Source organism: Massilia sp. BAP21 (genome assembly GCF_057801335.1).
Window position 1 is genome coordinate 637,252 of sequence record NZ_CM173596.1, and the last position, 16,041, is coordinate 653,292.

Here is a 16,041-nt window from a genome sequence, read left to right on the forward strand (position 1 = left end):
CCGGCCGGGCGCGAGCCCGACTGATGGCGTTCCTGGCATCCCTGCAAATTACAGGGTACGCGCCACTTCCGTCACTTCGAACACTTCCAGAACGTCGCCGACCTGGATTTCGTTGTTGTTCTTCAGCGAGAGGCCGCACTCGAGGCCGGCACGCACTTCTTTCGCATCGTCCTTGAAGCGCTTGAGCGAGTCGATCTCGCCGGTCCAGATGACGATGTTGTTGCGCAGCAGGCGAACCGACGACGAACGCTTGACGACGCCATCGGTGACCAGGCAGCCCGCAATCGCGCCGACCTTCGACACCAGGATGACCTGGCGAATCTCGACCTGGCCGGTGATGGTCTCGCGCTTCTCCGGCGCCAGCATGCCCGACAGTGCCGTCTTGATCTCGTCGATCGCATCGTAAATGATGCTGTAGTAACGGATGTCGACGCCGTTGGCTTCCGCCACCTTGCGCGCCTGGCCGTCGGCACGGGCGTTGAAGCCGATGATGACTGCCTTCGAGGCGACCGCCAGGTTGACGTCGGATTCGGTGATGCCGCCGACCGCCGCATGGACGACCTGCACGCGCACTTCCGAAGTCGACAGCTTCTGCAGCGAGCCAACCAGTGCTTCCTGCGAACCCTGCACGTCGGTCTTGATGATCAGCGGCAGGTTCTTCACCTCGCCCTCGCCCATCTGGTCGAACATGTTTTCCAGTTTCGCCGCCTGCTGCTTGGCCAGCTTCACGTCGCGGAACTTACCTTGACGGAACAGACCGATTTCACGCGCCTTGCGCTCGTCGGCCATGACCATGACTTCTTCGCCGGCTGCCGGGACTTCGGTCAGGCCCTGGATCTCGACCGGGATCGATGGACCGGCTTCGGCGATGGCCTTGCCGTTCTCGTCGAGCATTGCACGGACACGGCCGTAAGCCGAACCGGCCAGCACCACGTCGCCGCGGCGCAGGGTACCCGATTGCACCAGGATCGTCGCGACCGGGCCACGGCCCTTGTCCAGACGGGATTCGACCACCAGGCCACGGGCCGGTGCGCCGACCGGCGCCTTCAGTTCCAGCACTTCGGCCTGCAGCAGCACTTGCTCGAGCAGGTCGTCGATACCGGTACCGACTTTCGCCGACACTGGCACGAATGGCGAATCGCCACCGTATTCTTCCGGCACCACGCCTTCGGCAACCAGTTCCTGGGTCACGCGGTCGGTGTTCGCGCCCGGCTTGTCGATCTTGTTGATCGCCACGACCAGCGGCACACCGGCAGCTTTTGCGTGCGCAATTGCTTCCTTGGTTTGCGGCATCACGCCGTCGTCCGCCGCCACCACCAGGATGACGATGTCGGTTGCCTTGGCGCCGCGGGCACGCATGGCCGTAAAGGCTTCGTGGCCCGGGGTATCCAGGAAGGTGATCATGCCGCGCGGGGTATCCACGTGGTATGCACCGATGTGCTGGGTAATGCCGCCGGCTTCGCCCGCGGCAACCTTGGCGCGGCGGATGTAGTCCAGCAGCGAGGTTTTACCATGGTCGACGTGGCCCATGACGGTCACGACCGGTGCACGCGAGGTCGACTCGAACTCGGCATGCGCGCCCTGGTCGGCCAGGATCGCTTCCGGATCGTCCTCGGCGGCAGCGAAGGCCTTGTGGCCCATCTCTTCCACCACGATCATCGCGGTTTCCTGGTCCAGCACCTGGTTGATGGTGCACATCTGGCCCAGCTTCATCAGCTGCTTGATGACTTCCGATGCCTTGACCGACATCTTGTGGGCGAGTTCGGCCACGGTGATCGTTTCAGGGACGTGGACGTCCTTGACGATCGCCTCGGTCGGCGCCTGGAAGTTGGTTTCGCGGTCGTCGCTGTGCGAACGGCGGCCACCGCTGCGGCCACCCGAACGCCAGCCGTCGCGGCCGCTCGGCGCGCCGGTGTTGCCACGGGTCTTGGCGCCGCCCGGGGCGCCGCGCTTCTTGTCGTCCGACCAGGTCGAGGACACGTTCGCCGACTTGATCGACTTCTTGTCGCCCGGCTTCTTGTCGCCCGGTTTCGCGGCGGCGCCGTCGGCCGGCTTCTTGTCGGCAGGCTTGTGCAGCGTGCCGGCAGGTGCGGCCGGCTTGGCCGCCACTGGTGCAGGCGCCGGTTCCGGCGCCTTGATCACGCGGCGCGGCTGGGCCATCATCAGCTTGATCTGGGCTACTTCGTCGGCCACGGCCTTGCGTGCACGCTCGGTGGCGGCAGCGCGTTCGGCAGCGGCCTTGGCGGCTTCGTCGGCCTTTTGCTTGGCGTCGGCGGCGGCGGCCTGCTTGGCCTGCTCGCCGGCGGCGGAGCTGGCAGCAGCGGCTGCGGCGGCTTCGCGCTTGGCCTTTTCGTCGGCATCGCGCTTGGCCTGCTCTTCGGCGGCACGGGCTTGCTCGGCGCGCTCGGATTCGAGCTTGGCCAGGCGTTCCTGCTTTTCGCGCAGGTCGGCTTCCTGGCGCGCGACGAGTTCAGCGTGACGGCGCGCCTCTTCCTCGCGGCGTGCGATTTCGGCTTCGTCGATCACGGGTGCGGCAGGTGCGGCTGGTGCGCTCGGGGCCGGGTCGTCACGTTGTACGAAAGTACGCTTCTTGCGCACCTCGACCTGGATCGTGCGCGATTTGCCCGATGCGTCAGCCTGCTTGATCTCGCTCGTTTCCTTGCGGGTGACCGTGATTTTCTTTTTCTCGGTCGATTCGCCCGCGCCGTGGGTACGGCGCAGGTGGTTCAGCAGCTTGTCCTTATCATCTTTCGACAAGGGATCTGACGTCGAACTTTTCTCGACGCCGGCAGAACGCAGCTGCGTCAGCAGCAAGTCTGCAGGCATCTTCAGTTCGGTGGCAAATTGGGCTACGTTGTTACTCGCCATTCAGTCCTCTTTTCTATGTGTCGCGGAGATGATAAAGATTTGCAAATTATGCCTTGGCCGTTTCTGCAAGGCTCCAGGCTTTCGCCTGCAGCGCCTTGGCGCGGTCGTCATATTTACTGTCGACCAGCTTCATCTCATCGTCGGTCACATCATTAAATTCGTTCTTGATCAGTTCACGGGCGCGGTCCGACGGCAGCGACAGGATGGCGCCGAATTCGTCGTATGCGAGACCCGCAAATGCTTCGACCGTCTTGATGCCGGCCAGGCCGAGCTTGCCGGCGGTGCTGCGGTCCATGCCCTCGAGGTTCACCAGCGCCTCTTCCATGCCTTCCAAACCTTCTTCGGATGCAATGGCTTCGGTCACCAGCGCGTCACGGGCGCGGGTACGCAGTTCGTTGACGGTTTCCTCGTCGAAGGATTCGATTTCGAGCATTTCGGAAATCGGGACGTACGCGATTTCTTCAAGGCTCGAGAAGCCTTCTTCGACGAGGATGTCGGCCACTTCCTGGTCAACATCGAGCTTTTCCATGAACAGCGCACGGATTGCCGCCGTTTCCTGGGCCACCTTGTTGGCCGATTCCTCGGCCGTCATGATGTTGATCTTCCAGCCGGTCAGTTCCGACGCCAGGCGCACGTTCTGGCCCGAGCGGCCGATCGCGATTGCCAGGTTTTCTTCATCGACCACCACGTCCATGGCGTGCTTTTCTTCATCGACCATGATCGAGGAAACGTTGGCCGGGGCCAGTGCGCCGATGACGAACTGGGCCGGATCGTCGGACCACAGCACGATGTCGACACGCTCGCCGCCCAGCTCGCCGGTCACGGCCTGCACGCGCGAACCGCGCATGCCGACGCAGGTACCGATCGGGTCGATGCGCTTGTCGGCCGTGTACACGGCGATCTTGGCGCGCACGCCGGCGTCACGGGCAGCCGATTTGATTTCCAGCAGGCCCTGCTCGATCTCTGGAACTTCCAGCTCGAACAGCTTCATGATGAATTCCGGCGCGGTGCGCGACAGGATCACCTGCGGGCCGCGCATGTTGCGATCGACGCGCAGGATGTAGGCACGGACGCGGTCGCCGATGCGCAGGTTTTCCTTCGGGATCATCTGGTCGCGCGGCAGGCGTGCTTCGATCTTGCCCGACTCGACGATCGCATCGCCGCGTTCCATGCGCTTGATGGTGCCGGTCACCAGCGAATCGCCGCGCTCGAGGAAGTCTTGCAGGATCTGCTCGCGCTCGGCATCGCGCACGCGCTGCAGGACGACCTGCTTGGTGTCTTGCGCGAAGCGGCGGCCGAACTCGACCGATTCCACCGGCTCTTCGATGTACTCGTCGACTTCGATGTCGGCGATCTGTTCTTTTGCTTCGAAATGCAGGATTTCCTGGTCCGGCAGTTGCAGGCCGGCTTCATCCGGCACCACGTGCCAGCGGCGGAAGGTTTCGAATTCGCCATTGTCGCGATCGATGCTCACGCGAATGTCGACCTCGCCTTCATAGCGTTTTTTGGTGGCCTGGGCCAGGGCGAACTCGAGCGCCCCGAAGACCACTTCCTTATCGACGTTTTTTTCGCGCGCGAGCGCATCAACCAGTAACAAAATTTCGCGACTCATGCTTTGCGACTCCTAAAATCCACCTGTGGCACCAGACGTGCCTTGTCCAATTCGGCCAGCGTAAATTCCAACAACGCCAGACCATCTTTACCTTCAAATTCCAGACCGATCTTGTCGCCTTCCGGCGCGACCAGGATGCCCGTATAGGTTTTCCGGTTCGCGGTGCCCGGCATGGCGACGCGCAGCTTCACCGTGCATTCGTGGCCGGCGAAGCGCTCGAAATCGGCCAGGGTGCGCACCGGGCGGTCCAGCCCGGGCGACGAAATTTCCAGACGCTCGTAATCGACGTTCTCGACGGTCAGTACGTGCGACAACTGGTGACTCACCGTTGCGCAATCCTCGACCGTGATCGGCCCCTTTTCGTCCGCGACGGCAGCGGGGAAATCGATAAACACGCGCAGGATGCCACGCTCGCCCCGTTCGACATCAACGAGGTCGTAGCCGAGGCCACCGACTGTCTTGGCGATCAAATCAAACTGCTGCACGACACTTCTCCAGGGCTTTAAAACGTTTTACCAAAAAAAAAATGGGCATCTGCCCATCTTTTTGTATTCACTACCCAACCAGATGAAAGCACTTGCACCAAATTAATACTGGGAAGAACTCCGGATTAGGCTGCAAATTATAACGTATTCGAGGGCGTGCTGCAATCGACATACCATTATATGGACGACCAAACAACAGCTGCACACGATAAATGTGGATGGGTTCCTCAACCCACCACTCGGGTGCCATCGTTTCGTAGGGTGGGCACTTGTGCCCACGCGGTTTCACCGGCTGAACATCGATACCGATAATCCAGGACACCCTACATGAGGACAGGGCGCCGATGTTCAAGAGGTGAACCAGCGTGGGCTCAAGAGCCCACCCTACAAAACCCGCGCAGCGCTCATCCGCTCAAGCGGTGGGTTCGAGAACCGACCCCACCAAACCTCAACCGCGGCGGCCGCGGCGCGGCAGGCCGTGCTCGGAACCGCGCGGGCCCTGGCCGCCGCGACGGCCACCGCCGCCGGTACCGGCAAAGCCGAACGTGGTCTGCAGCGGATCGGGCTGGCGCGGACGGCTGCTGCCGCCGTTATTGCTGCCCGGACGGCCCGACGTACCGCCGAAGCCGCCGGCGTTGCCGCCACGGCCACCCTTGCCGCCACCCTGCGGACGCCCGTTCGGAACCGTCGACAGGCCGGCGTTGCGTTGCGGCGCGCCGGCGCGTGCGACCTGCGGGCCGAACGGGTCGACGTTCTTGTTGGCGTCGGCACGGTCGATGCGGTTGCCGTCGGAACGGCGTGGATCGGCCGGCTGGCCACCCTTGGCGCCCTTGCCGCCCTGCGCACCGCCTGCGGCGCCCTTCTTCTCGATACCGAAGGCCGACATGAAGTTGCGCACGTCGTTCTCTTCCAGCTCTTCCCAGCGGCCGCGCTTCAGGCCCGACGGCAGGGTCATGGCGCCGTAGCGGGTACGGATCAGGCGCGAGACGGTCAGGCCGACCGCCTCGAACATGCGGCGCACTTCGCGGTTGCGGCCCTCGCCGATCACCACGCGGTACCACTTGTTGATGCCTTCGCCGCCGCCGTCGACGATCTTGGTGAACGCCGCCTTGCCGTCGTCGAGCTCGACGCCGGCCAGCAGCTTCTGGCGCATGCCTTCTTCCAGCTCGCCCAGGGTACGCACGGCGTACTCGCGGTCAATGTTGTAACGCGGGTGCATCAGGCGGTTGGCCAGGTCACCGGAAGTCGTGAACAGCAGCAGGCCCTCGGTGTTGAAGTCGAGGCGGCCGACGGCCAGCCACTTGCCGGTCTTCATGGTCGGCAGGCGGTCGAACACCGATGGACGGCCTTCCGGGTCGTCGTGGCTGACGATCTCGCCGGCCGGCTTGTGGTACACCAGCACGCGCGGCGGCTTGGTGTTGTTCACCTTGCGCTGGATGAGCTTGCCGTTGATGCGTACGGCATCGGTCGGCAGGATGCGCTGGCCGATGTGGGCCGGCTCGCCGTTCACCGACACGCGGCCGGCAACGATCAGGTCTTCCATGTCGCGGCGCGAACCGAGACCGGCCTCGGCCAGCACCTTGTGCAGCTTCGGCGCGTCGTCGTCGGCGGTCAGGTCGCGGCGCACCTTCGGCTTCTGCTGGCCCTGGCCGCCGTCGTTGGCGTCGAAGGCATCCGAAGTGACGAAGGAGAACACGGCGTCGGCATCGTTGCCGCCCTTGCCCGGCTTCTGCTTGCCGCCCTTGCCCTTGTTACCGTGGGCGCCGCGCACCTGCTGGCCCGGCTGCGCACCCTGGCCCGCCTGCTGGGCGCCTGGCTGGCCAGGCTTCTGGGCATTCTTCTGGTTCTTCTGCTTGCCCTTGCCCTTGCCCTGGCGCTGTTCGCGCACCGGCTCGGCGGCGCGCGCTTCTGCCGCGCCGTCGACGCCGGCTTCCAGCGCGGCAACGGCTTCAACCTGCGATGCGGCAGCCTCGGCCTGGAGCAGTTCGCGCTGGCCGCGCTGCTCGCGCATCTGGCGCGGACCGCGCGGCTTGCGCTGGCCCTGCTCCTGGCGCGGCGCGGCGGCGCCCGGCACAGCGGCCGCTGCCGCAGGCACGGCTTCGGCGGCTGCCACCGGTGCGGCCGGGGCCGCGACTGGCGCCGGCGCGCTGGCGGCGGCCTGGGCCGGCGCCTCGACCTGGACCTCGGCCGGCTTGGCCTTTGCCGCGCGCGGCTTGCGGGCGGCCGGGGCCTTCGGTGCAGGCTCGGCAGCGGCGGCAGGCGCAGCAGCGGCAACAGGCGCAGCGGCGGCGGCGCCGGCGGCATCGCCCTCGGCGGCAGCCTTGGTGCGGCGCTTCGGCTTCGCAGCCGGCGCGGCAGCGTCGGCCGGGACCGCGGCAGGCGCTTCGCTCACGGCGGGCGCTGCAGCGGCGGCAGCGGCCTTGGTGCGGCGCTTCGGCTTGGCCGCGTCGCCCTTGCCCGGCTCGGCCGGAGTGGTCTCGGTGGTGTCAGTTGGATTCATCATTCGTGTCATTGTTTTGCTGACCTGGTACCGAGCCGGCGGCCGGTTGCGGGTCATGAATCGGCACTTCCACTTGGGAAGCCCCTTGTTCGTCTTCGGCTGCCGCTCCCGCGGCTGCCCTGTCAAAATTGTCGTTCAGCGCCGCTTCCAGCGCTTCCAGCGAGCGCCCGTCGGCGGCGTCGGCGATCGCTTCGAGCGGCGGCAACCCGCCCAGCGACGCCAGGCCCAGGTCGTCAAGAAATTGCTTGGTCGTACCCAGCAGGGCGGGCCGCCCCACCACTTCGCGGTGGCCGACCACATCGATCCAGCCGCGGTCTTCGAGCATCTTGATCGTCTGCGAGTTCACCGCGACGCCGCGGATTTCCTCGATGTCGCCGCGCGTGACCGGCTGGCGGTAGGCGATGATCGCCAGCGTTTCCAGCGTCGCGCGCGAATACTTCGGCGGCTTTTCCGGCGAAATCCGGTCCAGGTAAGGCTTCATTTCCGGGCGGCTCTGGAAACGCCAGCCCGAGGCCAGGCTGACGATCTCGATGCCGCGGTCGCGCCAGTCGTAGCGCAGTTCCTCGAGCAGCAGCTTGATCGTGTCGGACCCGACACCGATGCCGAGCGGCCTGCCGTTCGCATCGACGTCGGCGAACAGCTTCTTCATGCCATGGATCGACATCGGCTCGCGTGCGCACAGCAAGGCGGTTTCGAGGATCCGCTTGGCCTCGTCAGTCTTCATTCTCGATGTTGTCAGGCTCGAAAGCTCAATATAAATACTTGGTTTGCCAGCGCACCCAGGCGCGGCAAAGATCATCGTGCAGCTGCCGCCGTGACGCGACCGGCTACAAATGCCGGTGGCCGTCGCGAACGGAACGAGGTTCACGGTACTGCTCGTCGAAACTGGATGCGTGGCCCGCGCCTGGATGGGACGGGCACAATACGGTAGCGGGACAGGACCCGGCCACAGGCTGCTCGCTTGCCAGGCGGGCAACGGGTTGGTGATCTAGCGAAACAGGCTTGCCGGTTTTGCCGGCGCACGCACGGGGCGTGAAGCCATCGTTTCTTCCAACTGCGGGTCATTGTAACCGATAAAACACGGGAACGGCCACTTGCGCAAGGGTGCGCAGTGCGGTTTAGGATCAAGCGGACAGTTTTTCCGCCAGAATCGCCGACACGCCAAGGAAAGCCGGATACTGCGCCGTGATCACGTAGGTCGGCACCTGGGACAGGTAAGAAGAGAACCTGCCCTTGCGCTCGAAGCGGCTGCGGAAGCAGGAGGCGGCGAAACGCTCGCCCAGGCGCGGCACGATGCCGCCGCCGATGTACACGCCGCCCTGGGCGCCCAGCGTCACCGCCAGGTTGCCGGCTGCGCAGCCGAGCATGCCGCAGAAGACCTCGAGCACCTCGACCGCGAGCGCGCATTCGCCGGCCATGGCGCGGCGCGAAATCTCCGGCGCGCCGATCGCTTCCGGCTGCTGGCCGCGGTAATCGGCCAGCGCGCGGTAGATCAGCTCGACGCCGGCGCCGGACAGGAAGCGCTCGGCCGACACGTGCTCGAACTCGCGCCAGGCAAATTGCAGGATCGCGACTTCGAGTTCGTTCGCCGGCGAAAAGCCGACGTGGCCGCCCTCGCCCGACAGCGCGGTCCAGCTGTCGCCGACCGGGATCAGGCCGGATACGCCGAGGCCGGTGCCGGCGCCGATCAGCGCCAGCGGCGCGTTCGGGCGCGCGGCGCCGCCGCCTACCTGCACCTTGTCGCTATCGGGCAAGTGCGGCAGCGAGCGCGCCAGCGCGTAGAAATCGTTCACCACCAGCAAGGTGGCAAAACCCAGTTCCTGGCGCATGCCCTCGATCGAGAATTGCCAGTGGTGGTTGGTCATGCGGACCTGGTCGCCATCGACCGGATTCGCGATGGCGATCGCAGCGTGGCTGACCGTGCCGAAGCCTGCCGTTTCCGGCGCAGCGAGATAGCTGCGGATGGCGTCGGCCAGCGTGCCGTGGTCGGCACAGCCCAGCACCTGCACCGCTTCGAATTGCCCAGGCGCCGTTTCCAGCGCAAAGCGGGCATTCGTGCCGCCGACGTCGGCCAGCAGGCGCGGTTGATCGAAACGGGCAACGGAGGAAACGATGGTGTCAGGCAAAGAAGCAGTCATTGCGGCACAGGAGGCGGGTGATCCTCCAAGCTTACTGGATTTCTTTACGGGAGCACAAGTTTATTTTGTAGTTTAGGTACAAAGCAATCTTCATACGTCTGAAGAATGGTTAAGCTTAGGCGTAGTACAGTTACGTAGGGTGGTCGGCTCCACCTATGCGTGTGCACCACGGCTGCGTGTGCGCCGCCCACGCGTTCAGGTACAGGCCGCCGGGTCGTGCCAGGAAGCGGAGGGACGGTTCGTTTTCCGAAAATTGGAAAGACGGCACCGCTTCAGGCGCGGGCTTGCGCACGCTGATTGAACGCGTGGATGGCGCAGCCATCCACCCTACGTCGGTAACGGTGTCAGCTCGGGCGGTGGTGCGGCATGGTGGGCGTGCCAGGCATCCAGCCCGCCCAGCAAGGGCCGGGCACGGTGGAAGCCGTTGGCCAGGAAGGCCTTGGCCACCTGAGCGGCGGTGACGTCGTTCGGGCAGTTGCAATACACGACGATGTGCCGGTCGCGGTCGAGCCCGGCCATCAGCTGGCCCGGCTCGCATTCGGCATACAGCAGCGCGCCGGGAATCGCGTGCTCCATCGCCTGCGCCGTGACGCTGCGCGCATCGACGATCAGGGGATCGTGGCCGCCGTCGATCAGCGTCTTCAGTTCGGCAACGCCGATGCGCGGCAAGGCCATGCTGGCGCGGTGGCGGCGCCGCTCCACATATTTATAGGCGACGAACAGCGCCAGCAGCGTCCCGACCACCATCAGCGCGGTGCTGCCCATGGTTTCCAGGCCATCGAGCACGCGGTCGACGCTGTCGTGGAAGAGCATGCCGACCGCCAGCCCGCTGCCGCCCCAGAGCAGCGCGCCGGTGGAGGCAAACCCGAGGAAATGGCGGGTACCGGTGCCGAGGGCGCCCGACATCGGCGCGGCAATCGCATTGAAGCCGGGGATGAACTTCGAGACCAGCAGCGACTTCGGCCCGTAGCGGCGGAAACGGTCCTCGGTCTGGTTAACGCAGGAATCCGGCGACAGGGAAATGCGGCACAGCAGGCGCAGCACGCGCTTGCCGTAGTAGCGTCCGGCACGGAACCAGAAATAATCGCAGATCAGGCAGGCCAGCAGCACGGCAAGCAGGCACAGCTGCCAGCTGGCGCCGCCATCCATGGCCATGGCCCCGGCCACGACCAGCACGGGAAAGGCGGGAATCGGCAGGCCGAACTGCTCCAGCAGCACCGTGCCGAAGACGAGCAGAACGCCGTAGTGCTGGATCAGGAGGATAAGTTCGGACATGCTGTGATGGTAACGGAAATCTTCCTGCCCGGCTGGCAGCGGCCGGTTTTCCACCATGGGACTGCAACACCGGCGCAACAGTCAGGCGCCACGCGGAATCGCAGCCAGCAATGCCCTGGTGTAGTCGTGCTGCGGGTTGCGGTACAGCGCGTCGGAATCGGCCATTTCCACCACGCTGCCCTGGTGCATCACCATCACGCGGTCGGCAATGTAGCGCACCACCGACAAATCGTGGGATATGAAGATGTAGCTCATCTTGTATTCGTCCTGCAGGTCCTGCAGCAGGTTCAATACCTGGGCCTGGACCGACACGTCCAGCGCCGACACCGATTCGTCGCAGACCAGGATCTCCGGCTTCATGGTAAGACAGCGCGCGATGGCGATACGCTGGCGCTGGCCGCCGGAAAACTCGTGCGGATAGCGCTGATAAGCCGCGGCCGGCAAGCCCACCCGTTCCAGTAGCGCCATCACGGTGGCGGTGCGCTCCCTGTCGTTTGCGCCGATGCCGTGGATACGCATCGGTTCCAGCAAAATCTGGCCCACCGTAAAACGCGGGTTCAGCGAGGCATAGGGATTCTGGAAAATGATCTGGATGCGGCGTTTATAGGCCCCGTATTCGCGGTCCGACATGCTGACCAGGTCCTTGCCATCGAACAGGGCGCTGCCGCCGGTGGCGCGGTGCAGGCGCAGCAGCGTCAGGCCGACCGTGGTCTTGCCCGAACCGGATTCGCCGACCACGCCCAGGGTCTTGCCGCGCGGGAGGGTGAACGACACATCCTTGACGGCGCGGAACTCGCGCTTGCCGAACAGCCCTTCGCGCAGCCAGAAGCTTTTTTGCAGGTTCTTGACCACCAACACGTTCTCATCGTCCGGCGCATAGCCGCGCGTACGCTGCGGCAGCACGATGGACGCGGCGCCCTGCCCGCGCATGAAGTCGTCGATCACCGGCAGGCGCAGCGGACGTTCGTCCAGCTTCGGGCGGCAATGCAGCAGGGCTTGCGTGTACAGGTCGCGCGGCGCGCCGAACACCTGCGCCGCCCTGCCCTCCTCGCGCACTTCGCCATGGCGCATCACGATCACGCGGTCGGCAATCTCTCCCACCAGGCCGAGGTCGTGGGTAATGAACAGCACCGCCATCCGGTGTTTCTTTTGCAGCCTGGCGATCAGCTCCATGATCTGTTTCTGGATGGTCACGTCGAGCGCCGTGGTCGGCTCGTCCGCAATCAGCAGCTTCGGTTCACAGGCAATGGCCATGGCGATCATGACGCGCTGCTGCTGGCCGCCGGACATCTGGCTCGGGTAGGCGTCGATCTTGCGCGCCGGGTCGGGAATGCCGACTTCTTCCAGCAGTTCAAGGGTGCGGGCGCGCGCTTCGCGTTTGCTCATGCCCAGGTGCAGGCGCAGCACTTCGCCGATCTGGAAGCCGACCGTGAACACCGGGTTCAGCGAGGACATCGGCTCCTGGAAGATCATGGCAATGTCCTTGCCGCACAGGCGGCGCCGCTCGGCCGCCGGCAGGTGCAAGATCTCGCGGCCATCGAACTGCACGCTCGACCCGGAGTCCACGACAGTCGTATCCGGCGGCAGCAAGCCCATCACGGCCAGCGAGCTGACCGACTTGCCGCTGCCCGATTCGCCCACCAGCGCCACGGTGGCGTTCGCCGGCACGTCGAAGGAAATGCCCTTGATCGCCTCGACCGTGTTCTTCTTGTCGGTGCGAAAGGCAATGCGTAGATCGCGCACGCGCAGCAGTATCTTGTCCTGGTCCGTCATGCCGGCCTCACTTTAGTTTCGGGTCGAGCGCATCGCGCAGCGCGTCGGTGAACAGGGAAAAGGCCGTCACCAGCAGCGCCATCGCCCCGGCCGCGGCCGCCAGCTGCCACCACTTGCCGAGGATCAGTTCATTTTGCGCTTCATTGAGCATGCTCCCCCAGGACACGGTGCCGACCGGCACCCCGAAACCCAGGAAGGACAGGATGACTTCAGCCTTGATGAAGCCGACCACCAGGATCGACACCTGCACCAGGGCCACGTGCGAGACGTTCGGGAAAATGTGCGAGAACATCTTGCGCCAGCTCGAGGCCCCGATGGCGTCGGCCGCCATCACGTATTCGCGCGCCTTGTGCTTGATGTACTCGGCGCGGATCAGGCGGTAGGGCCCGGTCCAGCCGGTCAGGCCCAGGATCAGCACGATGGTGGTCACGCCCTTTTGCTGGAGCACGGCGGCCACCGTCAGGATCATCAGGATCGAGGGAATCGAGGTGAAGATGCTGTAGAACCAGTTGAAGAAGTCGTCGACGTAGCCGCCATAAAAACCGGAGATGGCGCCGAACAGGGTGCCCAGCGCCACCGCGACGGAAGCGGCAACGAGGCCGACCACGATCGAGGTCTCGCCGCCCTTCACCGTTTTCTTGAGGATGTCGTGGCCCCATTTGTCGGCGCCGAAGGGCAGCGTCAAGGCCTTGGCCACGGGCGGATGCGTGGCCTGGACCGCGCGCTTCAGGGTGCCGAGTTCGTCGGCCAGCGGGTCGAAGGCATTCGGCGGCGTCGGCCGCTGCGGCTGGGCCAGGGCAGCCAGGGCCGGATTCGCGCCAACGAAGCCTGGCGGCGCGTAATTGACTGCGACCTCTTCTTCCCAATCGGCTGCGACCAGGCCGCCCGCAGACAGCACCAGCATCAGCAGGAACAGGCCGACCACGGCCAGGGCCACCATAGCGACGCGGTCGGCGCGCAGGCGGCGCCAGGCGAGCGCCCACAGGCCGGGCGAAACGGGGTGATCGGTCATTTGAGCTGAACGCGCGGATCGACGGCCTGGTACAGCAAGTCCGCCAGCAGATTGAATACCATGGTCGCCGCGGCCACATACACGGTGATCGCCTTAATCACTGGAAAATCGCTGCGCTCCACGGCCAGGATGACTTCGCGCCCGATGCCGGGGATGCCGAAGAAACGTTCCAGCAGAAAAGCACCAATCAGCAAGGCGGGCAGGTTCGCCATCACATGGGTGATGATGGGGATTGCCGCATTCCTCAGCACGTGCACCCAGACGATGCGCCGCTCCCCCAGGCCCTTGGCGCGTGCGGTGCGCACGTAGTCCTGGTTGGCCTCGTCGAGCACGAAGCTGCGGTACAGGCGCAGGGTCGGGGCGATCGACACCGCCAGGCCGATGATGATGGGCAGCAGCGCGTAATGCAGCAGGTTTTCTCCCAGGCTGTTGCCCCAGCCCTGGACCGGGAACAGGCCGAGTTTGTAGGCGAAGAAGTACTGGAACACGATGATGTAGACCAGGATCGAGATCGACATGCCGACCGTGCAGGCGACCGTCACGGCGCGGTCCGTCAAGGAGCCGCGCACGAAGGCGATGGCCAGCGCCAGGGCGATGCCAAGGAAGGTTTCCAGCAGCGTAAGCGGCACCAGCACGGTGAGCGAAGGGCCGAGACGGCTGGCGATGATGTGCGAGACCGGCTCGCCCGTGCTCCAGGCGTTGCCGAAGTCAAAGGTGAGGATCTGCTTCAGGAAGATGCCGAGCTGCACCCAGACCGGCTGGTCGATACCGAGCTGGGCGCGGATGTTGGCGATCGCCGCTTCATCCGCCATCTTGCCCGCAAGCAGGTATGCCGGGTCGCCGCCCACCCAGTTGAACAGCACGAACACGAGGACGATCACGCCGGCCATCGTGGGCAACATTTGCCACAGGCGCCGCAGGAGGTATGCTGCCATTCTTGTTCTCGTGTGCCCAGCCTTGGGAAAAACGCTAACGATAGCGCAAATCAATACCGCCAGGCCATGAACTTATTTTGTACTGCAATAACCGTAGGGTGGGCACTTGTGCCCACGCGGTCCCATCGACTGATCCTCGGCGCCATAAGCGATAGCTCGACGTGCGGACCCTACGGGGATTCGTTTCGACGTGCCGCCGTTCGACCGCGTGGGCTCGAGAGCCCACCCTACGAAAATCCACCACGCCACGACGCAAGAATACGCGTTACAAATCTTCGCGCAGCCGCCGCTGGCGCACCGCCGCCGCCAACCCCTCCAGCACACCAATACTGGTCTCCCAGTCGATGCAGCCATCCGTCACCGACTGCCCATAGGTCAGCTCCTTGCCCGGCACCAGATCCTGGCGCCCCGCCACCAGGTGCGATTCCACCATCACGCCCACGATCCGCTCGTCGCCGCGCGCGATCTGTGCGGCAATGTCCGCGCACACCGGCACCTGGTTCTCCGGCTTTTTGGAACTGTTCGCATGCGAGGCGTCGATCATCAGGCGCGAGGCCAGGCCCAGGCCGGCGATCTGGCGGCACGCCTCCTCGACGCTGGCGGCGTCGTAGTTCGGGGTCTTGCCGCCGCGCAGGATGATGTGGCAATCCTCGTTGCCGGCCGTGGAGACGATGGCCGAGTGCCCGCCCTTGGTCACCGACAGGAAGTGGTGCGGCTGGGAGGCCGCCTTGATCGCCTCGGTGGCGATCTTGATGTTACCGTCGGTCCCGTTCTTGAAGCCCACCGGGCAGGACAGGCCGGAAGCCAGCTCGCGGTGCACCTGCGATTCCGTAGTCCGGGCGCCGATCGCGCCCCAGCTGATCAAATCGGCGATGTACTGCGGGCTGATCACGTCGAGGAATTCGGTGCCGGCCGGCAGGCCCATCTCGTTGACGTTGCGCAGCAGCTCGCGCGCCATGCGCAGGCCGTCGTTGATGCGGAAGCTGTTGTCCATGTAAGGATCGTTGATCATGCCCTTCCAGCCCACCGTGGTGCGTGGCTTTTCGAAGTACACGCGCATCACGATCTCGAGGTCGCCAATAAAACGCTGGCGTTGCTCGGCCAGGCGGCGCGCGTACTCGAGCGCGGCCTTCGGGTCGTGGATCGAGCAGGGGCCGATGACCACCATCAGGCGGTCGTCCTGGCCGTGCAGGATGCGGTGCAGCGCCACGCGCGCATTTGCCGCGGTCTGCTCCGCTGCCGGCGTGACCGGAAACTCGCGGATCAGGTGCGAGGGCGGCGTCAGTTCCTTCATTTCGCGGATGCGTAAATCGTCGGTGCGGGGCATGCTGTACTCCGTTTCTGGTCTGGAAATAAAAAAACCGCCATCGCTGGCGGTTTCTGGTGTTCGGTCCTGGGTTGCTTGCTGTTGCGTGTACCCGCCGCTACTCCACCGCCTGAAGG

The 16,041-nt window shown here is 64.9% G+C and carries 11 protein-coding genes; all 11 read right to left on the reverse strand.

Going from position 1 to position 16,041, the window contains the following annotated elements; genetic code table 11:
- Nucleotides 1-48 precede the first annotated feature (48 nt).
- The 11 genes from infB to aroG all read right to left on the reverse strand — a co-directional run bounded on the left by infB (nt 49) and on the right by aroG (nt 15,925).
- Nucleotides 49-2,868, reverse strand: a complete 2,820-nt coding sequence (infB, locus tag ACWYRN_RS02810) for a translation initiation factor IF-2 (RefSeq protein WP_229437813.1) — start codon at nt 2,866-2,868, stop codon at nt 49-51.
- Nucleotides 2,869-2,914: 46 nt separating this feature from the next.
- Nucleotides 2,915-4,480, reverse strand: a complete 1,566-nt coding sequence (gene nusA, locus ACWYRN_RS02815) for a transcription termination factor NusA (protein ID WP_229437814.1) — start codon at nt 4,478-4,480, stop codon at nt 2,915-2,917.
- The gene (rimP, locus tag ACWYRN_RS02820; RefSeq protein WP_229437815.1) at nt 4,477-4,965 is read right to left on the reverse strand and encodes a ribosome maturation factor RimP; all 489 of its coding nucleotides are present in this window, start codon (nt 4,963-4,965) and stop codon (nt 4,477-4,479) included. Before rimP ends, nusA begins: the two co-directional genes overlap by 4 nt.
- A 448-nt stretch (nt 4,966-5,413) precedes the next feature.
- On the reverse strand, nt 5,414-7,465 hold the full coding sequence (rluB, locus tag ACWYRN_RS02825) for a 23S rRNA pseudouridine(2605) synthase RluB (protein ID WP_488692766.1): 2,052 nt from the start codon (nt 7,463-7,465) through the stop codon (nt 5,414-5,416).
- Nucleotides 7,452-8,189, reverse strand: a complete 738-nt coding sequence (gene scpB / locus ACWYRN_RS02830; RefSeq protein WP_488691030.1) for an SMC-Scp complex subunit ScpB — start codon at nt 8,187-8,189, stop codon at nt 7,452-7,454. The genes rluB and scpB overlap by 14 nt, the downstream gene beginning before the upstream one ends.
- A gap of 400 nt (nt 8,190-8,589) precedes the next feature.
- A complete protein-coding gene (locus ACWYRN_RS02835) occupies nt 8,590-9,603 on the reverse strand; it encodes a glucokinase (RefSeq protein ID WP_488691031.1) in 1,014 nt (337 codons plus the stop codon).
- Between the two features lie 327 nt (nt 9,604-9,930).
- Nucleotides 9,931-10,878 (reverse strand): DedA family protein/thiosulfate sulfurtransferase GlpE, encoded by a 948-nt coding sequence (locus tag ACWYRN_RS02840; RefSeq protein ID WP_488691032.1) that lies wholly within the window; start codon nt 10,876-10,878, stop codon nt 9,931-9,933.
- 81 nt (nt 10,879-10,959) lie between these two features.
- A complete protein-coding gene (locus ACWYRN_RS02845) occupies nt 10,960-12,651 on the reverse strand; it encodes an ABC transporter ATP-binding protein (RefSeq protein WP_488691033.1) in 1,692 nt (563 codons plus the stop codon).
- Between the two features lie 7 nt (nt 12,652-12,658).
- The gene (locus ACWYRN_RS02850) at nt 12,659-13,663 is read right to left on the reverse strand and encodes an ABC transporter permease (RefSeq protein ID WP_488691034.1); all 1,005 of its coding nucleotides are present in this window, start codon (nt 13,661-13,663) and stop codon (nt 12,659-12,661) included.
- Nucleotides 13,660-14,598: an ABC transporter permease gene (locus tag ACWYRN_RS02855; RefSeq protein ID WP_488691035.1), complete on the reverse strand. Its 939-nt coding sequence runs from the start codon at nt 14,596-14,598 to the stop codon at nt 13,660-13,662. The genes ACWYRN_RS02850 and ACWYRN_RS02855 overlap by 4 nt, the downstream gene beginning before the upstream one ends.
- Before the next feature lie 265 nt (nt 14,599-14,863).
- On the reverse strand, nt 14,864-15,925 hold the full coding sequence (gene aroG, locus ACWYRN_RS02860) for a 3-deoxy-7-phosphoheptulonate synthase AroG (RefSeq protein WP_488691036.1): 1,062 nt from the start codon (nt 15,923-15,925) through the stop codon (nt 14,864-14,866).
- Nucleotides 15,926-16,041 lie beyond the last annotated feature (116 nt).